Genomic DNA, 26,867 nt, shown 5'->3' on the forward strand with positions numbered 1-26,867 from the left:
GCCGATTGAAAAGAGATTACTCAATGATGGCGGCAGAAGACAGATCCCGGGTCTTCCATACCGCTCACAAGATGGAGGCCAAGATATGGCAATTCATTCCAGATCACGGGCTTGGTGGTCATTTCGAGACGTGCTGTCGAATCGTCGCCGCCACCTCCGCCATTCTTCAGAGGAGATCGGAGCCTGGCCGGCCCCGACCGGAGATCCACGCTTGGCGGGCCGCGGCGATCACCGCACGCGAACACCTCCATGATCGACGAGGGCCGACGGTCAGAGCAGCGCGGCAAAGACAGCGAGCGACCCAGTGGTCGCCGTCAGGAACAACGCCGAGCCGGCGGTCATGAGCCGGTCGAGACGGCGCAGCGACCGCGCCCGGACCGGCCCGAATTCACCGGCGGCAACACTCACCAGGCGCGGTCGATGGGCAACCGCGAAAGCGGCCGCCGAGAGCAGGAACACCGCGGCCGGTATCGCGGCGAGCCGGAGAAGCAGGTGCGTCGAGTGGTCGATGCCGAGGTATTGCAGGACCGCGAAGTGGACCGGGATCGCGGCGGACGCGGCGGTCATCATTCCCCGGCAGTACTCCACCGCGGTCTGCCGGGAAGACCGTGCCCACTCGGCGAACTCAGGATCCGGCATGGCGTCGTGGGCCGCTGTCCCGTCAGGCAGCCGCTGCTCGACAGGAGTGCCCTGCGCGGCGAAGGGGTCCGCGATCCGCACGAACTCCTCGTTGGTACCGACGATGACCTCAGCTGCGAAGGGTTCATTGGTGCGAGGACAGCTGAGCTGAACGGTGATCGTCCGCGTACCGGCAAACAGCAGCACGCCTTCTTGCACCGCGATCTGCAACGCGTACCGATGCCGCTGCTGGCAGTGCGGGCAGACACTGATCTCGTGGCCCTGCAAGCGGTACGGCGACTGGTTCATCGATCGGGATGCTACTCGCTACCGTACAGAGCATGGACCCCTCGACACATGACCCGGCCATCAGCCGTCGGCGTCGAGTCACCGTCCCGCGACCGTCCGGCAACGATCAGCGCGCCGGATGGGTGGTCGCCCTGGAGCAGGTAGCAGCGCAGCTTCAACAGGAGAGCCCCGAGCGCTATGGCTCCGAGGCCGGGGCCACCATCGGCCAGTCCTGGAACTACGTCTACACCCTGTTCGCGATACCAATGGTGTGTCTGCTGGTAGATGGGCGCCCGCCGGCCGGTGCGGACACCATACCGACGGTGGTGACACTGAGCCGCCAGGAGATGATGGGGCGGCTGAGCGAGATGGTCGCCTTGGACGGCTTCGGCAGCCTAGCTTTCGTCCATGATGGAAGGTCCGGGCACGCGGTCACTCTTGTCGGGTACGACCCGGCCGTCGACAGGTACCAGTACCATGACCCGTGGCCGGGAGACTCCCTGCTGTGCCTGCATCAGAACGCGGCCGGGGTGGACGCCCAACCCGCCGGAAAGCTCTGGTCCGTCACGAGCACGGAATTGGCCTCGGTGCTGGTTGGCCTACTAGTTCTGCCGAGCACTTGGGAGCGGGTCAACGGCCGACCCGGCCCGGTCCGATACGCCGAGCTGACAGCCACCGACTTCTGGACGTTCTTTGGCCTGCAGGAGCGGCATCGCGGTAAGGATGACGCCGGCCAGACCCGGATCGAGGTTGAGCCCGGCAACTTCGCTGACTCGGTCGCGCTCAGCTTCCACCTCGACGACAGGGGCCAGATCGTCCGGGCCACGCTGGCGCTGCGCGAGAGCTGGGCTCTGAGCGAGCCCTACGGTGTGAATCCCCTGGGGCTCGACATCGCCCGCCACTTCCTGGCCACGCTGTCCCCACAGGCGGACACCACTGCGGCCGCCGGGCTCAGCCGTGGCCTCGACCTGGGGTTCGTCAGGGACAAGTTCCGCGACCCCGCCTTCCAGGCGACGCCCCCGGGCCAGCTGCTCATCACCTACCTAGGGGGCCAGCCGGACGTGACGTTGATCTTCCGGCTCTCCGCACTGCACGTCGAGCGCAGAGGCGAGCCGCCGGAGCAGTGGATCACACTTGTCATCGACACCTTCTAGACTCATCATCCTCGGGTGCTGTTCGACTTCGGTATCGCTGGCTACCAGCCGGTTTGGCTCAACGGGGTCGACGAGATCGCCGCCCGTCACGGTCACCGGCTGCGGAGCCTCGTCGGTCGCCGACTGACATCTAGCTGGCTGGTGTGGAATGACGACCCCGACGAGTGGTTCCCTGATTGCCCGGTGGTGCTCGACTTCACCGGAGAACGTCTGGAAGTCAACCACCAGAAGTTCAACGACCTGTCGATCACGTGGAATTCGATCGACGTGACCCGAGGGCCGGAATGGCCGACATCGGACGGCTTCCAGCTGCGGTGGCGCGATGACGTCCACGACGTGTTGGCGGCCCTGCGCGGCCAGCGACTCGAGGCGGTGACGCTTCTCGAGTGGGCCGGCGACGACCTGGCGGCCGGCACCGTGACGGTGGGACTGAGATTCGCGGACGGCTGGCTGACCGTTTACAACGCCCTGGACGAGAACGGGCTCGGGTTCGGCGACCTCCCTTCGGAGTACCGCCGACATCCCGTGGGATGAGCCCGGTGCGGTCTCCTTACCGCCGTGAGATGCGCCGGGCCGCCCGTTGATTGCCCGACCCTGGCCCCACCGCCAGGCGAGGTAAGCCGACCTCGGACGAGCCATCCCGGACGACGAGTGCCGGCGGTCGAGACCGCCGGCACTCGCGCGTTGCCATTCTCCAGATGAGTCAGAGAACGTGCTGAACTACTTCGTCCGGTGCGGAGCGGCGAAGAACGCGAAGAAAATCAGCAGAACAAAGCCGGCCGATTGCACCCATTCCTTCCCGGACCTCGACGCGACCACCTGGGTAATGAATGCCAGGGCCACAATCCCGAGAACCCAGAAGGCCCATCTGGCGACGGTTGGCCTCTGCCCGCTCATCATGCCTCCCGCAAAGTTTGTGGTCGATCACCACCATCTGCTCGCCCACTGGCGCCATCCACGCTGGCGGTGCGAGCCGGACCGGCCGTACCCCCCGCGTCCATGGCCGCGGTGAGATGCCTTGACGTTCCGGCCCGCGTAACGGAGCTTGAGATACTTGCCGGCGCCGCCAGTCACCGCGCCATAAGCCGCCCCCTTGGCTGCCTGACCGCTGCACCGCCTGCTCCACCGATAGCCGCTGTCGTGGTAGCAGTTGTAACCGTAACCAGCGCCGCCGACCACAGCGCCGACGATGATGGCACATGCGACGCCAGCGGAGGCGAGGCAGGCGGCCGCACCACCAACGGCGAGCGCTCCGCCGACCACCCACTTACCGTTCGATCGCCACCAGCGCTTGGTACTCTGCCAAGCCTTCTTCCTCCACTTGGAGAAGCTCCATTTACCGTCGAGGTCGAAGCAGTTGACCGGATCGCCCGAGCAGTAATCGTACGGGTTGGCGTTGCCGCCGCAGATCGGATTGGTCTGTAGGAACCGGCCAGTGGTCTGGGCTTCGCCGGGAGTTACGAGCGGGCCGGTGGTGCGTTCGCCATACCGGTCCGGGCTCTACCGGCAGGTCCTCAATGCCTGCGCTGCCATCTCGGCTAAGAACCGTAGAGGCATCAGTGATCTTCGGCGGAACGGCAGAGTTTCGTGCTCTACATCACCAACACCTCACGCGGACGGGGAATTCGAGCGTGCCACCCGCGACCACGGCCGATGCGGACGAAGGGGCGAGAGGGCTGAACCGCGAACCCTCTCGCCCCTTCTTTCACGTCGCGCGCCGCCAGCCGGCCAATCTTCTCAATCGCTCGTCGGCGGATCTATGCTCTTGGCCCTCCTTCGAAGCCGGTGCCAGAGAAAGCCGGCGAACTGCACCGCGAGGCCGGCCATCATCGCGCCGGCGAGCAGTCGCAGCACCACGTTTTCGTGATTGAAGAAGAATGCCAAGGCAATGATGAAGTACGCCGCCAGAAACGCCGGATGCTGACCCGGAGCCCGGCGAAGATTCCGCTTGCCAATCGGCTCGTCGTTAGTCACGATACATAATCACCTGCATCCCGAATACATTCCTCGGGACGCCCAGCGGCTCACCTTACGGGCGACTCTGCAGTACTTCTCGCCACCGGCCCGCTTGGTGTCGCCCCACGCTCGCCGGAACTCCCGCGAGTCATTCTTGAAGTCGTGGAACCCCATCCAAGCGGAACCGGCCGACACGCCATAATTGAATCGCTCTTTCCAACTCATTCTCTTAAACGGTCGCCAGGTTGCCTTGAAACCGTTCTTTTTGATGGCCTTGTAAGTCTTCCAACTGGAACGGAGCCCACGAAACCCGCCTCGCGCTGCGCTGAAGCCACCGTAGAATCCGGCGGCAGTAACTGCCATCCGACCTCCATGGTAGGCCATTCGCCACACGGAGTTGCGTCCCCAGCCGCAGAACTTCCAGCACCACTTCTTCCCGTCGAGGTCGAAGGCGTTGACTGGGTCCGCGCAGGCGTAGTCGTAATCGTTGCAACTGCCACCCTCGACGGGGTCGGTCTGGAGGAAGCGGCCGGTGGCGGGGTTATAGAGGCGGACGCCCATGAGGATGATGCCTGACGGGGTGTCCGCGGCTCGCTGCTTGGCGCCGAGCCAGCCGTATCGCTGTGTTCCAATGTCGCCGGGGTTGCGTGGCGTGCCGTACTCGTCGGCTTCGCTGGTGCTCGACAGACCCTCGTCGCCACCGTGGATCGCCGCGACCAGGTCTCCATGCAGGTTGGTGATCTGCCAGTTGACCTGGGCGCTGTCACTGTCGAAGATGCCGGCCATCGCCGACAGGCCTGACACCGGTCGGGTGAAACGGCCGGCCGTCTCCTGTGTCCACGACGGGCTGTCCTCGTCTCCGTCGTAGTGGTACAGGGACTGCACGGGGGCACCGGTGGCGTTGTCAGTCCACGAACGGATGCGCTCACCGGTCACGTCCAGGACGTAGTCCGTTGTCCGCCCACCCTGGGTGATTGTGTCCACCAGGTCCGTCGAGTGGTACGCGATGGTCACGTCCCCCCCTGACGTCGTGGCAGTGTCGATCGCGGGCACTGCCGTCGTGCGGCCGAGAGCGTCGTACCCGTAACCGGCGGTGTTCACCCGGTCGGCCGTATCGTACGTCCAGGTCCGTGCCGACGCTACGGTCGCCGTTTGGCACACACCGTCGGCGCCTGGGCCGTATGCGCTGGCCGACATGCGGTTCGATGAGGCGCTAAACCCGTACGACCGGGTGGTGCACTGCCCCCCAATGGTGTCCTGGATCGAGCTAAGGCGGCCAGCCTGGTCGTAGCTGTAACTCTGCTCCGACAGGCTGGACGAGCGCTTCCGCCACTGGCCGTGCGCCGACTCCACCAACGACTCGGAGTAGAGGGTGCAGTCGGCGGCCGCGCAGCCCGGCTTAGCGTAGGTCATCGCGACCGGGGTGCCGGTCTCGTCGGTCTCCGTGGTGACCTGTACGCCATTGGGCCAGGTCTCCGACGTCACGTTCCCGTCGACGTCGTAGCTGCCGGTGAAGGTACCGGCCTGGGTGTCATTGACCGAGGTCAACAAGCCACGCCGCTCGGCTCCACCGTCGTAGGTGTAGGTCCGGGTGGCCTTGCCGTCGTTGCTGGTCGCCACCCGCCCGAGCAGATCGAAGCTGGTGGTGGAGGTGGTCCCATCGGCATCTGTGTAGGACGTCTGCCGGCCCAGGCCGTCGTAACCCTTGCTGACCTGCGCCGTGGTCAGGCCACCGACCAGCGACTGCACGTGCAGCAGCCGCCCGGTCGCCGCCTCGTAGACGTTCCGACTGATCGGCACCGCCGTGCCGAGTCCCGCCGCCGCCACGCTGGTTTCGTACGCCCGGCCGGCACTGTCGTAGGTCGTGGTTGTCGTACGCAGCGTTCCCGCACTGGTCTTCTCCGTGACAACCCGCGGCTTGTTGTGTATGTCGTATGTGGTCAGCGTCGCGGGCAGTTCCGGCCCGCTGGCGGCTTGGCCGCCCGGCTGCACCCGGCAGGGCAGGTTCGCCCACTCCGGTCGCAAGTCACACTCGGCATAGCCGGATCCGGAAGTGGCCCGGTAGTAGATCGTCCTGCGGGTTGCCGGTGTGGTGGTGCTGGTGCCGCCGGCGGGAGCGGTCGTGGAGGTGACCAGGCCGGTGACTGGGTCGTACGTCGTGCGGGTGGTCTGGGCGAGAACGCCTGGGTCCACCGTCACCACCGTCGGCTGGCGCAGAACCCAGTCGTATCCGGTAGTGGTGGTCCGGACGTCAAGGTCGCTCCCCACGCCACCGGCGTTGTAGACGCGAACACCGACCTCCTGCTTGGTGATCAGGTTGTAGGGTCCACCGGTGGTCGGCGCACCCTGGTCGTACGTGTTCATCGTGTGCTTGCGTCCGCGTACGGTCGTGCCGTCAGGGAGCATGACGTCGTGCTCCGGCTCCTGGGTGCTCAGCAGCCGCTGGCCGTCCGAGGAGTACGTGTTCAGCGTGGAGCGGGTGCGGGCGAGCAAGCTCTCCGCCGCCGCGTCGTCGGTTGAACTCACCGCCAATGCCCGGGCTCGGTTGCCGGCGGTGAGCGTTCGAACCGTGTTGCCCCACTGGTCGTACCAGGTGGCGCCGATGTGCCCGCCCGGTGTCGCGGTGTTCACCTGACGCGCGTTCGCGTCGAGGTAGGTGACCGTGGCCCGCTCGTAGGACGACGGCAGGGTGCCGGCGGCCGGGTCACCGGTCGGCACCTGGTTGGCCGGGAAGACGGCCGTCGCGTCGGTCGGCGCTTCGGCCTGGGACCACCGATTGGTCTGCGCCGGTGACAGGTCGTACGGCGCGCCGGTGCCCGCGACCGGAACCTTGTAGACGACGGTCTGCGTGGCGGTGCCGGCGGTCAACGCCGACCGGGTCACCTTGTGCAGCCGACCCGCGCCCGGATCCCCGGGCAGGGTGGTGTAGCTGAGCTGCCACGGCTCCTCAGCGACCGGCTTGATGGCGCTGAGGATCCCGTCGGCGTTGTAGTCGTAGGTCTCCCGCAACTGCCGCAGGGTGCCGGCGTCGTTCCAGTCGAGCCTCGGATCCCACATCGCTCGTAGCCGACCAGCGTTGTCGTAGGCGTACCGGGCCATCGGCACGGTACGCATCGCGGGTGTGGCCAGGTCCGGATCCCAGGCGGTGAAGGCGATTTCCTTCACCCGGCCGGTGTGGTCACCCCACCCCGACTCTGCAGTGCCGGTCGCCGTCGTCGTCGTGGCATAGGTGAACGTCAACGCCCGGCAGCCGCGGGTCAGCGTCGTACAGTTGACCCCATCCTGCACCGGGGCCAGCATTCGGGTCGGCCGGACGACCTCCTTGCCGGCGACGGTGGCCTTCTCCCAGCCCAGCGTCGTGGTCTGGTTGCTGCCCGGCACGGTCACCGAGGTCGGGAAGTAACTGCCCGCAGCACTCCCGGGGACCCTGGTGAACAACACCGAGTTGCCGTCCTCGTCCGTCATCGCGTACGAGTCGCCGGTGGAGTTGTAGGTCAGCTTGAGGAACTCCATCCCGACCTCGGGATCGAAGACGGTGGCGTTACGTTTGGTGAAGCCAATCGTGTCACCCTCCGGCAGACCGACCTGCACCAGTGAGCCGTACACGGTCAGTGACGTGTAGGGCGACTCCGCCTCCTCGACCACAGCCCCGGACACCCATCCAGGTCCGAACATGTTCGCCGTGTCCGTCTCGCCCGCCCGCCGCGTGTTGTACGAGCGGGTGAGCGTGAGGTCGCTGCCGAACGAGTCGACGGAGACGTCGGTGTCGGACACCGTGTAGTTGCCGGTGATGAGGTTGACCGAGCCAGGCCCGATCTCCTCGGCCGCCGCCGATGCCTGGTCCCGGTCGAAACTGATCTTGACCGTGCTGGAGGTGCCTCCGGTGCCACCGGTGAAGATGCCGCGCATCTGGAGCGGACCACTGCGGGGGATGGACTCCGCGTCGGCCGCCGCGAGGGTGGCCTCGAGGTTCCAGTTGAGCTTGGGGAAGTTGCCCCCGCCGCTGGTCGGCAGCGGCCAGGTCACGGCACCCCCGCCCGCAGCGACGGTGACGTGCCCGGCCGGGATGTTCACCCACGCGTCGGCGTCGCCGCGCCGCCACTGGTACGTCACACCGGTGGCGGCCGCCTGGCCCACGCCAGTGATGGCCACCTTCGCCGCACTGATGTCGCCTTCCTTCGGCGAGGTCACCGCACCGGAGCCGACGTTGAAGGTGTACGCCTGGATCGCCGACTGGTTGCCCGCCCGGTCACGCGAGCGCACGTACAGTGTCTGCGGCCCATCGGCGGTCGGGGTGATCGAGGCGGTCGCGCTACCGCCGAGGGTGGCCGCGTTGACGGTCTGATTGGGCGGGTTGACGTTCAGGCCGTACTCGTAGGCGGAGACGTCGCTCACGCCGGAGGCGCCGAAGGTGAAGTCACCCGCCGTCCCGGCCGCTGCGGCCCACTGCCCCTGTGGGTACGTCGTCGACGCCACCGAAGGTGCCGCCGACGGTGCGATGGTGTCCACGGTCATCGCGCAGTACCCGCTCCACGGACCGTCGACCAGGCCGTCGGTCCCGCGGACCCGCCACGAGTATGTTGCACCCTCGCCGAAGACGCCGGCCGGCACCGAGGCGGCCAGCCACGAGCCCGACGCTCCCGGTCCGACGATCGCACCACCGAGCCGGGTACCACCGCCGGTCAGCCACTCGAACTCGGCCTTCACCTGCCCCCCGCCGGGGTTGGTGACCTGCGCCCGGAGCTGCGGCGTCCTCGTGTTCACATAGGGGGTGCTGGACCCGGTCGCGCACGGTGACGACGGCACCGTCGCCCGTGCGGTGACCGTCGTGTACGAGTCGTAGTTGACGACCGCGTACGGCACCTCGGCCGGCTCAGCCGCGTTACGGGACCGGAACTGCTTGAAGGCGGTGGTATCGGTTTCCGACGTGGACCGGATGCCCATATCGGCCCGCGTGTCGCCGACATTCGCCGCGCGTTGGAAGAAGCTCGTAGCCGAGATGGATGACCAGCCGTCGTCGCACGTTCCGTTGAAGCCCTTGGTGGCCGTCGACGTAGCCTCGCGGTAGTTCCACGCCGGTTGGGTACTCCAGAGCACCCCGTCGGAGACGGGCCCGACCGACCACAGTTCCCACGATCGTGCCGAGCAGGTCCCCGACCAGAAGTTCCAGAAGTACATGGTCGCGGAGTTGATCTTCTTGCCTACGAGAGCCGTGGTGTCCCAGCGGGCCAGGGCGCGAGCGATGAGGCCGTCCGAGGACCGGCCCACCTGCAGGTCGTTGGCACCACCCCGGTCGACGCCGTCGTTCTGCTTCACATACGTGTCGAACGTCGTCAACACTGGGTTGAGCTGCGGGTCAATGACCACCGGGTACTGCCGCTCGGGAGCGGTCAGCCACTTCATGTCCGGGCGCAGGCTGAAGTCGGCACGCCGGCCCCGATTCTTGACCTCAGTCAAGGAGCCGACCTGGGCAGAGACCACCTTCTGCGCGGCTGGCCGTCCCACCGCGCCGACCTGGGCGTCCCACATCTCCGGTGCGGCGGATGACGCGATCTGCCGACCCCCGCCGTCCCGGAACTTGATGTTGCCGTTTGCTTCCCGGGCAAGCGACTTCAGTCCCTCACCGGTTACGGGCATGCTCACCTGAGCGACGTGCGCCGCCGCTTCGCGGGACTTCACCACCAGGAACGTCTCGACACCGGTCCGAGTGGCCTCCACCACAAGGTCCACGCCAGGGAACACCTCGGGGTACTTGGCCTTCGTGCCCTCGATGGTCGGTGCCGGGAGCCGACCGCTCCAGCCAAGAGCCATCCGACCGCTACCGGTCTCCAGCGAGGCCAGTTCTCCATTGGACGACGCTGGCCGTGCTCCAGAAAGGCGCAGGTCGCCGGGATGAGCCTTCGGTGCCACCGAACCGTCCGGCTGGGCGGCCATGGCGAGATCCACCGGAACCCAGCCCCCGCTTCGCCGCATCCGCACCGGGGCGAGGTGGACCTCCGCTTCCACCCGCCCGTCCGGCAACGCCCAGAACTCGGACGTCTCCGACGTCATCCCGGTGATCCGAACCTTCTTGTTGGTCAACCGCGCCGTCACCAGCGCTGCCGCCTCATCCGGCCGCTCCAACACCTGCGGCTCGGCCTGAGCACGCTCGGCCGGCTTCGGAGCCGCAGCGACCGGCTGCGCGGCCACCCAGTCCGCCATCGTCGCCGCCAACACCAACGACAGACCGGCGGCAAGCATCCGCCCGGCGGGCCTACGCGACAGGCGCGGGATCCCAGACACCGGGCCCCACACGGATCTTCTTCGTTCCACTGAACCTCCTAGATGAATACAGATCGTCGATCACGTAACTACAAAAGTGAGGTGTCATCATCAGCTGGACGGACATCGATGATCGCGGCTCGGGTGATTGCCAGAGGCACTGCTTAACAACGGGCGGGCGAGATCACAGATCTCGCCCGCCCGCTGCTGTAGCGCATCCCCGCACCTGCCGGGGAGTCTGGGCCGGTTAGCGCACCCGCAACTTCTGGTAGTTGCCGGCGTGGGGCTGGTAGGTCGGGTTACCCGAGTAGGCGACGTGGACCTGGTAGGTCCCGGGGCGCAGATCGGCGGTCCGCAGTTCGACGACCGCCTTAGCGTTCACCAGCGGCACGACCTGCTCGGTACCGCCGAAGGTGACGGTGACCTCGCCGGTCGGGGTCGGGGCGTGATGCTTCGGTCCGCCCGTCGGCTCGACGGTCACGGCCAACCTGAACGTTTCCCCGCGGACGACCGACGCTGGCGTGGCTTTCGCCTTGACCTTGACGGCGGCCGGGCCGGAGGGCACCTCGAACGACGCCGTACCCGCCGATACCTTCAGGTACCCGAAGCCGAGGTACTCGGCCTTGAGATCCCGGGCTCCCGCCGGCAGACCTGCCGGAAGCGTGACGGTGGCCGCGCCGTCGTCGAGGTGGGCGAGCGTCGACCACGAGCCGAGGCTGAACCGCACCTGGCCGCCGGTCTCGAACCCGTCGGCCGCGGTGACCGTCGCGGTGGCCGTGGTCGTCTGGGCCTTACTCGGGTACGGCGTGACGGCCACCTCGGTGGTGGTCGTGACGTCGCTGTTCGGGATCCCCCGGATGTCGTTCCACTCGCGGACGGTCAGTGGGATCACGGTGCCGTGGCGCGGACGGACGACACCCGCGTTGGTCATCGTGATCGCCTTGGCGTTCCACGTCGGGGCCTCGATGTTCTCGTGGCACGCGGCCTGGTATCCGCCGCCGTTCGTGTACCGGTCGCCCCACAGGTAGAACTGGCCGGGGCAGGAGGTGTCCCCGGGGTTCGCCTTGAAGATGACCGGTCCCTCGTACCCCTGGTTGGCGACCCACGTCGTCCGCCCCAGCGCCGGCGCGACCAGTGTCCAGTTGTCGAGGTTGCTGTCCAGGAAGTCGGTGTGCTTCTCGGAGAAGATGTCCGAGCCCTGGTTGCCGGCCTCGTTCTTGGTCACCCGGTAATAGTGGTCGCCGACCCGGATCGCGGTCGTGTCGATCCGCGACAGCGGAGCGGGGTCCTGCCAGACCTGGGGAGCGGAGAACGTCTTGAAGTCCCGCGTCGTGGCGTACCACATCTGCGCGTTGCCCTGGCCGGTGCGGTTCACCGGGTCGCTCCAGAGCGACTGGGCCCAGAACACCACGTAGGCGCCGATCTCCTCGACCCACAGCGACTCCGGCGCGAAGGCGTTGCCCGCGTTGTCGGGCGCGACCTTCACGTGCCGTTGAGGGGTCCAGTTCACCAGATCGTGCGACTCGAACACCTCGATGTACTGGGTGTCGTTGATGGCGTATCCACCCTGGTCGTACCAGTTGAGGTCGGTGGCGATCATGTAGAACGTGTCGCCGTCGGGTGAGCGGACGATGTGCGGGTCGCGAAGTCCCTGGTCGCCGAGCTGCGAGATGAGTGACGGCCGGCCGCCGGTCAACCCGGTCCAGTCCAGAGCGGTGTTCCCGTTGGACGTGGCGAACATGATCTGCTCGCCGTCGGCGATCCCCTCGCCCTTGAAGTACCCCATGAAGTACCGCTCGTACTCCTCGGAACGGGGCATGGCGGTGATGGTCACCGGGAACGACCTGGTCCGCGAGGCCGTACCCTTGGTGATCGTCGCTGTCAGGGTGCCGGCGACGTCCTGGTGGCCGAAGGACGGGCGGGTCACCTCGCCCGTCGGCGTGACGAGTGCGGTGGTCGACCTCCAGGTGATCGTCGAGCCGAACCCGCCCTTGGTGGCAAGGTCCAGGTTCCCGCGTACGTCATCGGTGCCCGGCAGGGTCAGGTCGAAGGCGTCGCGGTCGACCGCCTGCGCGTCGTCGAACTCGGCTTTGACCACGACGGGGATCTCCCGGGTGGTGACCTCCTGGGCGCCCTTGCGGACAGTCGCCGTCAGCGTGGCTGTCGCGTCGGGTTGGCCCTGCGCGGGCCGCTTGATCATGCCGGTCACCGCGACCTTGCGGGCGCTGGCGACAGCGGGCGGCGTGTGGACCTCGACGACCGAGGGGTCCGAACTCGTCCAGGTGATGGCCGAACCCGCTGTGGAGCCCACCTTGGGCAGCACGATGTCGTGTACGACCGCACTGGTCAGGCCGAGGTCGATGGCGGCGGCGTCGGCGCGGACGCCCTCGGAGACGGTCCGCTGCGCCCGGGTGAGCGTCTCGTCGAGACTCAGTGCCCGGTCGTAGACCCGGAAGTCCCGGATCGTCCCGCGGAACGAGTAGTGACTCGACGTCTGGGAGCGACCGAGGAAGTTGCAGTTGGTTCCGGCAGAGCTCACCGACGGTGGCGTGGTCAGGCTCGTCGACGTCGCGTGCGGTACGCCGTCGAGGTAGAGCCGGCCGGTCCAGCTCGTTCCGTCCGCGTTCAGCGACTGGGTGTAGGTGACGTGCGTCCACGCGCCTTCGCGCATGCGGACCCGGTTCTGTTGCAGGTTCGCCGGACCCACGGCGACGCGGAACCGTTGGGTGTTCGACGCGAAGATCGAGCCCTCGGCGCCGGTGTCGGCGTCGCACGAGCCGGACTTGCGGCCGAAGCTCCACATCTGGTGCTCGCCGACGTTCGCCGGGTCGATCCACACGTCGTAGTCGACGGTGAGGTTGGACATGCCGGCGGTGATGTCGCTCGGCAGCGCCACGTACGCGCCGTCGAGGGCGCCCTGGTAGGAGTCGGGGTTGAACCTGACTCCGTCCCCGGTCAGGCTCGCCTTCCCCGGATTCACCAGGGTGGCGTTCGCCGCCGAGCCCGCGCTACCCGAGTTGACCAATGTCGTTCCACTGGTCTCGTCGAGCGCGAAGTGGTGCACCAGACCCCCATCGAGCCGCTGCACGGCGGCGTGCGAGGGTGTCGCGCCGATCGGAACCGACATGAGCACACCCAGGGTCAGGGCGACGACACCTCTACTCTTCCGACTCGGTCCGGGACGTGACCTTGGCTGTCGTAGTCGCAATGGGTCCTCCTTGGCGGCGTGGTGGTGGCGCGCTCCGAAGTGGACGAAGGGTGTAAACCCTAACTACGGCCCGTGGTCGAGTCAACGCGATCCGTCCCGAACGACCAACCCCCTGACCACAGACGTCAACCATTCAACTCGTGAAGTGCGGTTGCGTGGGAGACAGCGACGACCCGCGGACGACGAGGTCTGGGGCGAGTAGAACCCGGTGTGGTGGCCGACGTACACCGTGAAGCAGGCGAGAGACCATCAGCTCGACGGCAAGGCGACCGACGTGACTCTTCGGCAGCCGGACCGCGGTGATCGCGGGATCGGCCAGGTGAGCGATCTCGTCGTCGTAGGAGACGATCGCGAGATCGTCAGGGATGGCGATGCCCATCTCGGCGCAGACCCTGGCGACCGCGACGGCGTGCAGGTCACTGTGCACGATCAAAGCGGTGACGCCGGCACGGCTGCAGATCCCCAGGACGCCACCGATGAGGTTCCGGTCTCCAGGCGCCCCGACGGATCCCTCGACGGCGAGGACACCGGACAGCCGGGGATCGGCGGCTGCGGTCCGCCAGGCGTGCCGCAGGTGGACCGACGTCGGACTGGCCTGCGCGACGACGAGTCCGACTCGACGGTGGCCCTGCTGCCGGAGGTGGTAGATGGCGATCTCGAGGCCGAGAGAGTGATCGGTGCGCACCCACTCGATATGCCGGGTCGACGGCGTCCACCGGCGTGGCTGGCGTTCGACGAGGATGGTCGGCACCGGCAGGTGTCCGGTCCATTCGAGATTCTCGTCGGCGTCGTCGCCGTCCGAGCTCGGTGCCAGCAACAGACCTTGGACCTGGTGCGCCGCGACGAGACGGTGTGTCCGGCGGCGGTCCTCGTCGGGGTCGTCGCTCGAACCGCGCAGGTGGATGCTGACACCGAGCGCGGCAGCGGCAGCGCGCGCGCCGGCCACGACAGGCAGCCAGTAGACGTCGAGCGAGGGCACGACCATGCCGACGTCGAGACGGAGCGAGGCCTGTCGGCGCTGGTGGACGGCGTTGCGGGGCGGTGGCAGCGTGGCGCCGCCGTGGACCTTCGCCACGAGGCCCTGCTCGGCAAGGGCGGCGATGTCGCGTCGGATGGTGAGCTCGCTGACGCCGAACTCGCGGGCGAGGTCGCGAACCCGTACCGCGCCCTGTCCGCGTAGTTCGGCGAGCAGGAGCTCCTGCCGTTGTGCGCTGAACAACCGACCGGTTACCACGATGCGTCTGCTCCTAACGGGCGAGCCAGCCCCCGTCCGCCGCGAGGACGGCGCCGTGCACGTACCGCGCGGCGTCAGAGGCGAGGAAGAGCGCCGCGCCCACGCTGGCCGGGGCCAGCGCGGTCGCGCCGGCCTGGCCAGTGCCGCCGGTTGGCGCGGGCGACGAGAGCGACCCGCCCATCAAGGCGGAAGGTGGGCACGACCATCGTCAGAGTCCCAGGTTGCGCAGGGTCGGAACGGCCTGGCCGACCCAGGCCAGGTCGGCGTCCTCGCGGGCGCCCTGGGTGCGCTGGGTGCCGGCCAGGAACCACAGGAAGTACGTGGTGTAGCCGGGTGCGCTGACCACGGTGTGGTAGCCCTCCGGCATCATCTGCATCACGTGATCCCGGATGGTGACGTTCTCCTCGTACCCGTCGTCGGTGTAGACCCGGCTGATGCCGAACCCGTTCGACGGGTTGACCCGGTAGTAGTACATCTCCTCGTGCGCCGCCTCGGCGGGCAGGTCGTCGACCCGGTGCCGGTGCGGCGGGTAGGTGCTCCAGTTTCCGGACGGCGTGTAGGTCTCGCCGACGATGAGCCGACGGGCGGCCAGGTCCGGCTGGCTGATCTCGGTGAGTATCTGGTGGTAGGTCCGCCCGAAGTTCGCCGCCCCCCAGCGCCCGCCGACGACCTGTTCCGGTGCGATGACGTACGGGGCGGTGGTCAGGTCACTGGGGGCGCTTGGCAGGGCGATCTCCACGTCGGTGACCGCCTCCACGATGATGCGGGAACCCGCCGGGATGTACACCGAGTGCGGCTTGCCGGAGAAGACGTCGGCACGCTGGCCGACCTGCGGGAAGTGGTGGTCGGCGACGGTGAAGTTCGCGGTGCCGCCGAGAACGACCGCGAGGGCCTCCCGGTCGTCGGATCCACCGGTCCAGGTCTGGCCGGCCGACAGCTTCAGCAGGGCGAAGTCCAGTAGTCGGCAGGGATTGAAGGGCAGCGTGTTGTGGCCGTCGGCGGCGGGGATGACGCAGTGGTACCGGTGATTCATGATCGCCTTCCAGAGTTCGTACGGATGGTGCGGGTCACCAGGGACTGGTCCAGCCGGGGGTGGTGGCGCGGGTGAGAGCCTCCAGGTAGAAGTAGTCGCCCCAGAGGTTTCCCTCGTCGACGCCGACGCCCTTGGGCTTGTCGTAGACGCCGTGCAGGAGGAGCGCGTTCGAGGTTGGGTGGCCGTCGCTGGCGTAGTTGTCCACCAGGGAGCGCAGGATCCGGTGGGCCGCGTCGCGGTAGCCGATCGCACGCGCCGGGTCGGCGACGCTGCCGGCGAGCTCGGTCAGCCCGCAGGCGGCGATCGCGGCGGCGGAACTGTCCCGCTCCTGGTCGCTGCCGTCGCCGAACTCCAGGTCCCAGTAGGCGACGTGGTCGGCCGGCAACCGTGCGAGAAGATGGTCCGCGCAGGTCGAGGCGGCGGCAAGCAGGGTGGGGTCCCCGGTGTACCGGTGGTTCAGGGTGAAGCCGTAGATGCCCCATGCCTGCCCACGGGCCCAGCAGGTGTCGTCCCCGTGGCCCTGCTCCGTCTCGCCGCGCAGCGGTACGCCGGTCTCCGGGTCCCAGTAGAAGGTGTGGAAGGTACTGCCGTCCGGACGCAGGATGTGCTCGCGCAGCTGGGCGGTGTGCCGGCGGGCGGCCGCAGCGTACCGGTCGTCGCCGGTGGTCTGGCTGGCCCAGTAGAGCAGCGGAGTGTTCATCAGGCTGTCGATGATGGTGCGGCCGCGTTGGCGAGGGTCGGCCAGGTCGCCCCAGGCCTGGATGATGCCGGCCGGTTCGAGGAAGCGGGTCATCAGGTGGTCGGCGGCGGCCAGGGCAGCCGACCGGGCCCGCCGGTCGTCGGTGCGCCGGGCCGGCGTGACGCAGGCGAGGGTGTAGAGGAAACCGAGGTCGTGGGTATCCAGGTCGATGCCACCGTGCACGCGGTCGACGAAGCTGTCGACGTGTGCCAGTGCCGCCCGCAGGTGGCGTTCGTCGCCGGTCAGGTCGTGCGCGAGCCACAACATGCCGGGCCAGAAACTGGTCGTCCAGCCGACGTTGGCGCCTTCGGGCTGGCCGGCGGTTGGTGGTCGTAGCGGGTAGCGGTTGGCGACGGTGGTGTCCGCCGGGTACCGCGTACCGAAGGTGTCGATGTTCGCCTCGATGGTACGTATCGCGGCGGTCACCGCGGCCGCCATCGCTTCGGCGTCTGGGCTGGGACGGACGTTGGTCGCCGTCATGGGTGTTCTTCTCCCTCGTGTGTCCGGAGCGGTGCCGGGCAGGTGTCTCGTCGGCGTCCCGGCTCGATCGCCGGGAGGGTGGAGAGATCAGGTGCTCGGGGCCGCCGCCGCCGGTGGATCGAGCGCGGCCCGCAGGCTGTACCGGCTGTTGGACCACACGACGTACAGCAACGGTGCCGCCGCGACGCCGAGCGCCAGCGCGGGACGGGCCACGAAGAGCTGCGCCAGCAGCGCCAGGACCAGCAGGGACGCGGCGGTGAGATACCAACGGCGCATCGCCAGGTACGTGCACACGCGGGCCACGTCGCGCAGTCGCGCGGCGGGACGCTCGGCGATGGTCACCAGGCCGAGCAGCGCGGTGGCGGCCGTGAGTACGGTGAGCACGGCGAGGATCGGCAGCGTGAGCGCGCCCATCCGGTGGCCCCACCACGCGCTCGCGTCGACGACGAGGACGACCAGGACTGCGGTGGCTGCGAAGGCCCAGAGGATGGCCCGGCGGGCGGTGGCCCGCCAGGTGCCGCCGAACGTGCGTAGCAGGCCACGAGTGCCACCTGACGAGTAGTTGGACATGATCGCGAAGACGCCGCACAGGCTCGGTGCGCACAGCGGGGCGGTCAGCGCGTACAGCGGCCAGGCCCGGGCGGCGTCGGTGGTGAGTGCGAGGGCCACCAGCGGCAGGCAGCCGAGCACCAGCATGATGTTGGTGACCAGCGCGGTGTAGACGCCGTCGAAGACGGCGGCGATGGTGTCGTGGCGCGGACGCGGGATCATCGGTCAGCCCTTCAGTCCGGTGGTGGCGATGCCTTCGATGAAGTACCGCTGCCCGACCAGGAAGATGACCGCCACCGGCAGCACGGACAGCACGGAGCCCGTCATGATGAGCGCGTACTCGGCGTTGTACTGGGAGATGAACGTGTTCAGTCCCAGCTGGATCGTGCGTATGTCCGGGCTGCGCAGGTAGATCAGTGGTCCGAGGTAGTCGTTCCAGGTGGTCACGAAGGTCAGCAGGGCCAGACTGGCCAGGGCGGGGCGGGACAGCGGCAGCATGATCCGTCGGTAGATCCCGAACTCGGTGAGCCCGTCCACGCGCGCGGACTCGCTCAGCTCCTCGGGGATCGTCTCGTAGAACTGCTTCATCAAGAAGACGCCGAACGCGCCGAACGCCTGTATCGCGACGATCGACCAGAGAGTGTTCGACAGTTGCAGCTTCGACATGAGGATGAACTGCGGAATCATGTACGACTGCCAGGGCACCGCGATGGTCCCGACGTACATCAGGAAGAGCGCGTTGCGGCCGGGAAAGCGGACCCGGGCGAAGCCGTAGGCGGCGAAGCTGCCGGTCACCACCTGGAGGAGGGTGACGATCACCGACAGCAGCAGCGTGTTGCCCAACCACGTCGTCATATCGGAGCGCTGCCAGATGTCGAGGTAGTTTCGCCACACCACGGGATCGGGGAGCCAGGTGATCGGAATCGTGAAGACGTCGCTGTTGGTCTTCAACGACGCCACCACCATCCAGTAGAACGGCAGTAGCAGCCCGGCCGCCGCGACCACCAGAGCGGCGTACCCGAGGAGCCGCCAGCCCTGGGACCGGACCGGTCGGCCGGGCGCGTTGCGGTTGTCGGGCGCGGCGACGGCCGGGGTGGGCAGGGAAAGATCGGTCGCGGTCATCAGCTGTTCCTCCGCTTGTTGACCATGAACTGGATGACCGTGATGCTGAAGCAGATGGCGAACAGGACGATGGAGACCGCCGAGGCGTAGCCGAACTGGTTCTCCTCGAAGCCCTTCTGGTAGATGTACTGCGAGAGCACCAGTGTCGACTGGCCAGGTCCGCCGCCGGTCATCACGAGGATGAGGTCGAAGACCTTGAAGCTTTCGATGGTGAGCAGCACGATGACGAAGAAGGTCGTGTGTCGCAGCCCGGGGAGGGTCACGTGCACGAACCGCTGCCACGGTGTGGCGCCGTCGGTCTCGGCCGCCTCGTAGAGCTGGGCCGGGATGGTCTGCAGACCGGCTAGGAACAGCAGCATGTAGTAGCCCATGTACCGCCAGGTGCCGACGATGATGACCGCCGGCATCGACCAGGTCGACGACGTGGTCCAGCCCGGCGCGTCGTCCACCCCGAGGGCACCGAGGAGAGCGTTGATCGGTCCGTACTCGGGGCTGAACAGCTGGTTCCAGACGATCGCGATCGCCACGATCGAGGTGATGTAGGGGAAGAAGGCGACAGTGCGGAAGAACCGCACGCCGCGCAGCTTGCGGTTGAGCAGCAGCGCCAGCCCGAGTGACGCCGCGAGGGTCAGCGGGATGTGGAAGACGGTGTAGTAGACGGTGTTGCGCAGTGCGGTCCAGAAGCTCGCGTCGCCCCACATTCGACGGAAGTTGGCGGTGCCGGTCCACTCGGCCACCCCGAAGACGTTCCAGTTGGTGAAGGCCATGTAGAACAGCACACCGACGGGTAGCAGGGTGAGCACGGCGAAGCCCGCGAAGTTGGGCAGGATGAACGACCAGCCGGCGACCGTGTTGCGCGACACCAGCCGCCGGTTCCTGGGTCTCGTGCGCGGCAATGTTGCCATAGGGAGTCTCCGGGAGCGTTCGGCGTGGTGGCGGGACCGGCGTGCGGCTCAGGCGCGCCGGTCCCGCCATCAGCTCACTGGTTGAGGACTTCGTTCTTGGCGCGGGACTGCGCCTTGCTCAGCTCCGCGTCGATGCCCTTGTTGTCGGAGAGGATCGCCGAGTGCGTCTCGTTGAGGAGGTTCTGCAGACCGGCGGTGTGCTTCGACACCGGGTTCTCCGGCTTGATGGTGTGCGTGGCGTAGGCGAACTTCGACAGGTCGTCCTGCGGTACGCCGTCCAGCCCGAACAGCGTCGCGGTGACCGCGTCGGTGACCTGGGCCGGGGTGTTGCCGATACCAGCCAGCGCCTTGCCGGCGTCCGGGCCGGCCGCATACTGGAGGAAAGCCTTGGCCGCAGCGACCTTCGACTTCTTGATCTTCGGGTTGATGCCGAGCCCGGTCGGGTCGCCGAACGTGACCGGTGTGGCGGAGGTGCCGGTGGTGGACTTGTCGAACTGCGGCGCGGGCGCGAGCCCCCACTGGAACGTGTCGGCCTCGCCGCTCTGTCGTTGGTTGAGCAGCGTGGCTATGTACCAGGTGCCCATCAGCAGCATCGCCGACTGCTGCTTGCCGAACTGCGCCTGGTAGGTGAGCTTGTTGGTCTTCGCGGTGCCGAAGGTCGGCTGCGCCCCGGCCGCCTGTAGGTCCAGCGACCGCTGGTAGTACGGCTTGAGGTAGCCGAAGTCCCCCGAGAGCAGGTCCGCGTTGGGGGTCTGGGCGAGCGCGAATCCCTGCACGGTCGACTGGAAGGTGTGCTGGTAGGCGCCGGTCGCGTTCGAGCCGGCCCCCTTCAGCCCGGTGTGCAGTCGCTTCGTCGCGTCGACGTAGTCGTCCCAGGTCCAGCTGCCGTCCGGCGGCGTCACCTTGGCTTTCGCGAACAGGTCCTTGTTGTAGAACAGCAGCCAGGAGTCCTGCCGGTACGGCACCGCGTACGCCTTGCCGTCGACCTGGTAGGAGGCGAGCGCCGGGCTCGAGCCGAGACCGGCGGCAGCGTCGGAGACGTCGAGCAGCTGACCACCACTCTGGTACGTGTAGAAGTTCTTGAGGTTCTTCATGACGTAGACGTCCGGGGCGGTGCCGGCGGCCAGGTCCGCGATCATCTGGGTGTCGTAGTCGTTGCCTGCGGCGTACTCCTTGAGCTCCACCGTCACGTTCGGGTGGGTCGCCTTGAAGCCGTCGGCGAGCGTCTTGAACTCCGGAGTCGACGCCAGACTCCAACCCGCCAAGGTGATCGTCACCGGGCCATTGGGGTCGGTCGGCTCGTCCTCGCCGCCGCAGCCAGCGAGGACGAGTGTCAGCGCCGTCGCGACGCTGACGCAAGCCAGTATTGCGCGCTTCATCCCTTACTCCTTCAGGTCAGGGGCCGCGAGTAGGCCGCCCGGACTGCTATCTCTTCGCTGGACTGCCTGCGATATCGGCCCGTTCAAGGTCCAGTCGGGTCACGGTGCTCGTCCCGTCCGGCCAGACGGCTGCGACATGAAGACTGCCGGCGTGCTCGTCCAGCACGACCCGGCAGCCCGGTCCGACCCTGACCGCCGGGTCTCTGCACAGCTCGGTGAGGACGACGACCCACGCGCCGGGCTGAACCGGGTACTCCACCCAGGGCACCATCACCTGCCCGCCGGCCAACGGCCCGCCGTCGGGAACAGGTCTGGCACCGACGGTGCCACCGCCGCTCACGTCTTCGAGTCGACTCGTCAAAGCCGCGCTGGTCACGCTGACCGCACCGCCGCCGACGGCGGCCGTCGGATCACCGGCAACGGCCCAGCCACCGATCCGCAGGCGCAGCTCGGCGGCGTCAACGACGTCGAAGAGGCCGTCGACACGGACCAGTCGCAGTTCCCAGGGACCGTGGACCAGCGAGTACACGGTCAGCCTCCCGGCCGGGCGGACCTTGCCGGCACGGCCACCGCCGTGGTCGCGGTGGTTCGGGGCCGGATCTACCCAGTGGGCGAGGGCGCGCGAACCAGCCACACCCACGCCATCGCCGTCGACGTGCACCATCAGCAGGCGCATACCGGCACGATGGGTGGCACTGCCCCCTCTGTCGACGAGGGCGACTGACTGGTCGAGGGGGTTGACCCAGCCGTCCTCGTCGAGCACCGGACTGGTCGCGGTGGAGTAGCCGAGACGGGCGTAGAGCGGTGAATCGCCGACGGAACTTCCCTCAACCGTGTGGTCGGTGCCGTGGTTGATCACCCGGACGATGCCGTCGGCGCGGGTGGCCGAGACCAGCCAACCCGGCGCCCGAACGGCCCGGACGGCGTCCCGCTCCTCGACAGGCAGCGGCTCCTCCGGCACCATCCACACGGGGTGGTCGGCAGGCAGGGCAATACCGAGCAACCCCTTACTGGCCCAGTACGGCGAGCCGGGCCCAGAGTAGGCCTGGGCCAGCCGCGGCCACGGCCCGTGCCAGCCCATGGTGAGCAGACCGCGATCATCGAATGCCCCGTGGTCGGCGAAGTGGCGCACGATGCCGGTGGCCGCGCGGCGCAGCTGGCCAAGACTGACCGACGGCACCTCTGCGATCGCGCCGACCCAGAACGGCGCCGCAGCCGCAAACCGGTAGATCAGGCTTCGGCCCTGCACCAGCGGTGCCCCGTCCGAGCCCACGAGGGCGACCGCGTCGCGCAGATACCGGTCGAGGCCGGCCAGATCCCGGTCGCGGCGTCCCGCCGCCAGATCCTCCGCACCGGCCATCCGGGCCCACAGCGTCGGATAGAAGTGCAGCGCCCAGCCTACGTAATGGTCGTAGGCGCGCTCGGGCCCATCGGACATCCAGCCGTCCGCACGGGCAAAACCGTCATGGGTGGCCAGGTCCTCCGCCATCTCGTCCATCGAGTACGGCCCGCCCACCGAGCGGAGGAAGGTCTGCACGACCAGCCTGAACCAGACCCAGTTGATCTGCGGGTAGGTGGTGTCGCCGACCGCCGGGGTCAGGTAGTCCACCACCCGCTCCCGCACCTCGGATGAGAGTCGGTCCCAGATCCACGGTCGGGTCAGGTCGAGGACGAGCGCGAGGGAGGCCGCCTCCACCTTCGCCTGGGGGTGCTCATCCAGCCGCACCCAGCGGTCCGTACCTCTCGGGTCGGTACCGGCCGCGATTCCCGCCGCGTACCGGTCGGCCAGCTCGTCGACACCCACGCCGTCCGCACCGGCGATACGAAAGCCAGCCAGCAGAAACGTTCGGGCGAACCCTTCCAGGCCGTCGACGGCCCGTCCGTAGCCCCCCGGCCGGCCAGGAACGGTGATCAGAGCGTGGCCGGGCGACGCGAACGGCCGGACGGCAGCGAGCATTCGGTCAGCCAGCGCCAACCAGTCATCCCGGCTCCAGGGCTTGCCAGCACGGGCAGCCGGGTCGGTCTCGGACACCGCTTCACCGGTTCCGCCAACCATCATCCGCGGTCCTGTCGCATCGGTCCGCCTCCACAAGCGCGCGTCGGAGCGGTGCGTCGCCAGCGCATGTGACGCGCGGGCAACGGCGAGGTTTCCGAAGTAAAACGCTCACAACAGAGCAAGTCAATGCTCACATTGAACTTGGTCGAGCAGACCGGATCAAAGGCGCACAGGTTGACGCCACACACTGGCCGGGGCGAGATCCGTGCGTGGCAAGCGTTTGTACTGGTCATGTCGTCTGGAACATCGTGGATCTCGTGGAGGCCGCTCACCCAACACCGAAAAACGATCTGATACGGTCAGGATCGCTCAGATCCGCTCTGTCTGCGAGGAGTCATGGCCGCTGCTGACCGCTCTACCGGCCCAGTCGCCTTGACCTGGCCGGATGTCAGCTCACCCGGGCCACCGTCGTCGTCGCGCTGCGACGCGTCGACGACCAGACCCGGCGGGCCGCGCTGGTCCGTCCGGCCATCGCTCCACCCGGGCATCGCGCCGAGATCACCGCGCTCGACGATGCCGGCTTGGTCGGGCTCAGCTGGCGGCCGGCGTCGACCCGTTGCGCCACGAGGGTGCGCTCGATCGAGGACCCTATGCTCTTCGACGTACGGGGAGCGCGGCTACACCGGCTCGCGATCGACGTCACCGCCGTTCGGCCCACGCGGCGAGCTCATCCTCACCGTGCAGGAGCTTCCGCCGCACGAAGCGTTCCTCGGAGGTGCCCCATGACCAAGGACAATTCCGCCGCCGGTACGGCGGAGGCTCGAGGGCCGCTGCAGGTCGCACGTCGCCAGCAACTGCTCGAGGCGTTGCAACGCGACGGGGCGATGCGCATCTCCGACCTGTCCCAGGCACTCGGCGCCGCACCGGTCACCATCCGCCGAGACATCGCGCAGCTCGCCGCTGAAGGCCTGGTCAGCCGGGTTCACGGCGGGGTTGCGCTGATCACGCCGGACGACCCTGCGAGCATCGACGAGGCATCCGATGCCGGTGTCGATTCGCTCGGCGGGCGCACCCTCGGCATGCTCGTGCCGTCGATGGACTACTACTGGCCGGATGTGGCCCGCGGTGCCGAGGAGGCCGCGCGCGAGCTTGACATGCGCGTGGTGCTGCGCGGCTCCTCGTACGACACGGAGGACGACAGACCTCAGCTCGCCCGGCTCGTGGAACGGATGGCCGTCGACGGCCTGATCATCGCCCCACGGATGGACGCGCCCACCTCGGGACGGACGATCGAGTGGCTTGATCAACTCGGCTTCCCCATTGTGCTTCTGGAACGCACGGCCACCGTGGGCAGCCATCACGCTGTGATGGAATCGGTGGTCACCGACCACGCCCTCGGCGCGGCCATGGCGGTACGGCACCTCACCTCCCTCGGGCACCGCAAGGTCGGTCTCGTGGTGGCCGCCAACAGCCCCACCAGCCGGCACGTGAGGCGCGGCTGGCTGGACGCCACGGCGGAATGCGGACTTGATCCGAACGCCACGGTCGCGGCCGCGGTGCCTGATGCCCGCGCACCGGAGCGCGACACCGCGCTCGACGCCGTCCTACGCCAGTGCGAGGCGACCGGCACCACCGCGCTGCTGGTGCATGCGGACCCCGAGGCGATCGCGTTGGTGCAGCACTGCGAGGAGCGGCACCTGACCGTACCCGGCGACCTGTCCATCGTGGCGTACGACGACGAGGTTGCCGAGCTGTTCAGCCCACCGCTGACCGCGATCCGTCCGCCCCGGCGGTCCATTGGCCGCGCCGCCGTGCGACTCGTCGCCGACCGGCTCACCGACCCCGAGCGCCCTGCGCACCGGATCGTGATCAGCCCGTCCCTGCGCGTACGCGAGTCGACCGCACCGCCGTCGGCGTGAGGAGCCGAGGGCTCCCCCGGCGGGGCCGCCGACCCTGATCGCGCCTGCTCCACAGCGCGGCCCGGATCAGCTTTTCAGCCGGCCGGGCTGCCCGGCACCGCCGAGGCGGTATGGCGCACCCCCTGGTAGCGAGCGTGGCGCTCGGTACCAGGGGTATGCGCCATACGGCGGAACCGTGCTGCCGGTCGTCAGACGGGCGTGCGGGACCACTGTTGGTTGGCGCCGTTGTTGCAGGTGTATTGCTTGAGGACCACGCCGTCGGCGGTGGATGCGGCGGGTACGTCGACGCACTTGCCGCTGTGTCGGGCGCGGAGTTGGAAGTAGCCGCCGTTGGTGACCATTTGGAACTGCTGGTTGGTGCCGTTGCCGCAGGTGTATTGGATGAGTTCGGCGCCGTCGGCGGTGGAGGCGCTCGTCACGTCCAGGCACTTGGCGCTGTGGCGGCTGATGATCCGCCAGTAGCCGCTGCCGGCGTCCTGGAACTGCCACTGCTGCCAGGCGTTGCCGTTGTAGGTGTACTGGCCGACGCGGGCGCCGTTGCTCGTGTTCGGTGACTGGACGTCCATCGCCTTGCCGCTGTGTCGTACGTCGATGCGGTAGAAGGTTCCCGTCGTCGGGGGTGGTGTGGTGGGGTCGCCGCCGCCGATGGTGTCGCCCCAGGCGTAGCGGAGCCGGTCCGCGCCGGAGGTGTTGCGCAGGGTGAGGGTGAGGTCGGTGCCGCTGCCGCTGAGCGCGTACATGGAGTACCAGTCGTAGCCGATGGTGCCGGGTTTGCCGCCGAGGGCGGGCCAGTAGGTGCCGCCCATCTGGTTGTCGCGCATGACCTGGGCCATGGCGCGGATGTAGCGCACGAAGTTGTCGGTGCTGTTCGCATCGGCGTAGTTACGGCCGTCGTTCATGGGCGCGCCGAACTCGGTGGCCACGGCCCGGGAGGCGCAGGTGCCCAGGCGTGCCTGGATGTGGCCGCGGAACGCGTCGTAGGTCATCGCGCCGTAGAAGAAGGCGTAGTAGTGAAACGACAGCAGGGTGGCGTTGAAGCGGCTGTCGGTGCAGATGTCACGCAGGTCCTGACTGAAGCCGGTACCACCGATGAGCACCCGCGAGGGTGGGGCCGAGGAGTGGGAGCTGAGCCAGTTCGCCGCGACGGTACGCCACTCGGCCGAGCTGTAGCCGTGCGGCTCGTTCATCGGCTCGAAGAAGACGTTCGGGTTCGCGCCGTACGTGTTGGTCACCGTGGACCACATGGCGTTCCACGCCGGCAGGTTCGTGATCCTGCCGCCGGAGGCGGCGCCGTCCTCCCAGTAGGCCAGGATCACCTTGAACCCGCGGGCGGTGGCGGCGTCGATGGCCCCGCGGTACGCCTCCCACCACGCCGTCCCCACCGTGTGCGTGTTGATCGGCAACCGCACCGTGTTGACACCCAGACTGGACGCCATGTCGTCATACAGCGCGTTGGCCTTGGCCCGCACGGTCGCGTTGCTGTCGGACATACTCAAACCCTGCACGACCAAAGGACCAGTACTGAAGTTGTCCCCCAGCACCGCCCAGTTCATCCCCCGGAACCCACTGGTAGCGGCAACAGCCGGCCCGGGCCGCACCGCGACAACACCGACAAACGCCGTCAACGCGGCCACCACGGCGACAAGCAGCCGGCGAAACGGCCGGACACTGCGCGATGCTCCTGGAAGACGGCCGCCAGACGGCGTCTCCCGTGTCGTGACATGTTCCATCACTTGATCTAGCCCTCCTGCGTTCGAACCCAGACTGATGCCGTTGGGGTTACATCGGTATCGGAAACGACATCGGGGCAGCCAGCATTCGAACCGACACGGTCAGGACCGTTCGCATTCGAACATGGATCTCCGGTGCGACCGCCGGTCAGGATTTCGGCTGCACGTGGGTTCGACCACACCCGCACACCGCTCCCGCCGTGCTGCCTCCACGAGGCCGCTGGCGGGATGGGCAGCAGCGCGGCCAGCTGGTCGCGGGCAGGTGCCGTCCTGGACGGCGAGCGTTGACGATAGAT

The 26,867-nt window shown here is 68.0% G+C and carries 18 protein-coding genes; 3 read left to right on the forward strand and 15 right to left on the reverse strand.

Going from position 1 to position 26,867, the window contains the following annotated elements; translation table 11 throughout:
* Positions 1–270 precede the first annotated feature (270 nt).
* Positions 271–927 (reverse strand): hypothetical protein, encoded by a 657-nt coding sequence (locus ACN269_RS08495; protein ID WP_421471914.1) that lies wholly within the window; start codon positions 925–927, stop codon positions 271–273.
* Positions 928–1,049: 122 nt separating this feature from the next.
* Here ACN269_RS08495 and ACN269_RS08500 point away from each other — a divergent pair, with 122 nt between their 5' ends.
* Both ACN269_RS08500 and ACN269_RS08505 read left to right on the forward strand, forming a co-directional pair.
* Positions 1,050–2,060 carry a hypothetical protein gene (locus tag ACN269_RS08500; protein WP_421471915.1) on the forward strand — a complete coding sequence of 337 codons (1,011 nt, stop codon included), beginning with the start codon at positions 1,050–1,052 and terminating at the stop codon, positions 2,058–2,060.
* A 15-nt stretch (positions 2,061–2,075) separates the two neighbouring features.
* Positions 2,076–2,594, forward strand: coding sequence for a hypothetical protein (locus tag ACN269_RS08505; protein ID WP_421471916.1), 519 nt, complete (start codon positions 2,076–2,078; stop codon positions 2,592–2,594).
* 1,203 nt (positions 2,595–3,797) lie between these two features.
* On the opposite strand, the gene ACN269_RS08510 is transcribed toward ACN269_RS08505, so the two are convergent.
* From ACN269_RS08510 to ACN269_RS08570, 13 genes are all read right to left on the reverse strand, one after another.
* Positions 3,798–4,034 (reverse strand): hypothetical protein, encoded by a 237-nt coding sequence (locus ACN269_RS08510; protein WP_421471917.1) that lies wholly within the window; start codon positions 4,032–4,034, stop codon positions 3,798–3,800.
* 9 nt (positions 4,035–4,043) lie between these two features.
* Positions 4,044–10,256, reverse strand: a complete 6,213-nt coding sequence (locus ACN269_RS08515) for an RHS repeat-associated core domain-containing protein (protein ID WP_421471918.1) — start codon at positions 10,254–10,256, stop codon at positions 4,044–4,046.
* Positions 10,257–10,524: 268 nt separating this feature from the next.
* Positions 10,525–13,404 carry an immunoglobulin-like domain-containing protein gene (locus tag ACN269_RS08520; protein ID WP_421471919.1) on the reverse strand — a complete coding sequence of 960 codons (2,880 nt, stop codon included), beginning with the start codon at positions 13,402–13,404 and terminating at the stop codon, positions 10,525–10,527.
* 214 nt (positions 13,405–13,618) lie between these two features.
* Complete coding sequence (locus tag ACN269_RS08525) at positions 13,619–14,719, reverse strand: LacI family DNA-binding transcriptional regulator (RefSeq protein WP_421471920.1); 1,101 nt, start codon at positions 14,717–14,719, stop codon at positions 13,619–13,621.
* Between the two features lie 13 nt (positions 14,720–14,732).
* Positions 14,733–14,900: a hypothetical protein gene (locus ACN269_RS08530; protein WP_421471921.1), complete on the reverse strand. Its 168-nt coding sequence runs from the start codon at positions 14,898–14,900 to the stop codon at positions 14,733–14,735.
* A 27-nt stretch (positions 14,901–14,927) separates the two neighbouring features.
* The gene (gene iolB, locus ACN269_RS08535) at positions 14,928–15,752 is read right to left on the reverse strand and encodes a 5-deoxy-glucuronate isomerase (RefSeq protein ID WP_421471922.1); all 825 of its coding nucleotides are present in this window, start codon (positions 15,750–15,752) and stop codon (positions 14,928–14,930) included.
* 34 nt (positions 15,753–15,786) lie between these two features.
* Positions 15,787–16,971, reverse strand: coding sequence for a glycoside hydrolase family 88 protein (locus tag ACN269_RS08540; RefSeq protein WP_421471923.1), 1,185 nt, complete (start codon positions 16,969–16,971; stop codon positions 15,787–15,789).
* 87 nt (positions 16,972–17,058) lie between these two features.
* Positions 17,059–17,742 (reverse strand): hypothetical protein, encoded by a 684-nt coding sequence (locus ACN269_RS08545; RefSeq protein ID WP_421471924.1) that lies wholly within the window; start codon positions 17,740–17,742, stop codon positions 17,059–17,061.
* Positions 17,743–17,745: 3 nt separating this feature from the next.
* Positions 17,746–18,642 carry a carbohydrate ABC transporter permease gene (locus ACN269_RS08550; protein WP_421471925.1) on the reverse strand — a complete coding sequence of 299 codons (897 nt, stop codon included), beginning with the start codon at positions 18,640–18,642 and terminating at the stop codon, positions 17,746–17,748.
* Positions 18,642–19,505 (reverse strand): carbohydrate ABC transporter permease, encoded by an 864-nt coding sequence (locus tag ACN269_RS08555; RefSeq protein WP_421471926.1) that lies wholly within the window; start codon positions 19,503–19,505, stop codon positions 18,642–18,644. The genes ACN269_RS08550 and ACN269_RS08555 overlap by 1 nt, the downstream gene beginning before the upstream one ends.
* 116 nt (positions 19,506–19,621) lie before the next feature.
* Complete coding sequence (locus ACN269_RS08560) at positions 19,622–20,926, reverse strand: ABC transporter substrate-binding protein (protein WP_421471927.1); 1,305 nt, start codon at positions 20,924–20,926, stop codon at positions 19,622–19,624.
* A 46-nt stretch (positions 20,927–20,972) separates the two neighbouring features.
* On the reverse strand, positions 20,973–22,958 hold the full coding sequence (locus ACN269_RS08565) for a DUF2264 domain-containing protein (RefSeq protein WP_421471928.1): 1,986 nt from the start codon (positions 22,956–22,958) through the stop codon (positions 20,973–20,975).
* Between the two features lie 412 nt (positions 22,959–23,370).
* Positions 23,371–23,547 carry a hypothetical protein gene (locus ACN269_RS08570; protein WP_421471929.1) on the reverse strand — a complete coding sequence of 59 codons (177 nt, stop codon included), beginning with the start codon at positions 23,545–23,547 and terminating at the stop codon, positions 23,371–23,373.
* A gap of 157 nt (positions 23,548–23,704) precedes the next feature.
* On the opposite strand from ACN269_RS08570, the gene ACN269_RS08575 reads away from it, so the two are divergent.
* A complete protein-coding gene (locus tag ACN269_RS08575) occupies positions 23,705–24,841 on the forward strand; it encodes a substrate-binding domain-containing protein (protein ID WP_421471930.1) in 1,137 nt (378 codons plus the stop codon).
* 188 nt (positions 24,842–25,029) lie between these two features.
* On the opposite strand, the gene ACN269_RS08580 is transcribed toward ACN269_RS08575, so the two are convergent.
* On the reverse strand, positions 25,030–26,331 hold the full coding sequence (locus tag ACN269_RS08580; RefSeq protein WP_421471931.1) for an RICIN domain-containing protein: 1,302 nt from the start codon (positions 26,329–26,331) through the stop codon (positions 25,030–25,032).
* Between the last annotated feature and the right edge of the window lie 536 nt (positions 26,332–26,867).

The organism is Micromonospora sp. WMMD736 (genome assembly GCF_049179015.1).
In the GTDB taxonomy this organism is placed as follows: Bacteria; Actinomycetota; Actinomycetes; order Mycobacteriales; family Micromonosporaceae; genus Micromonospora.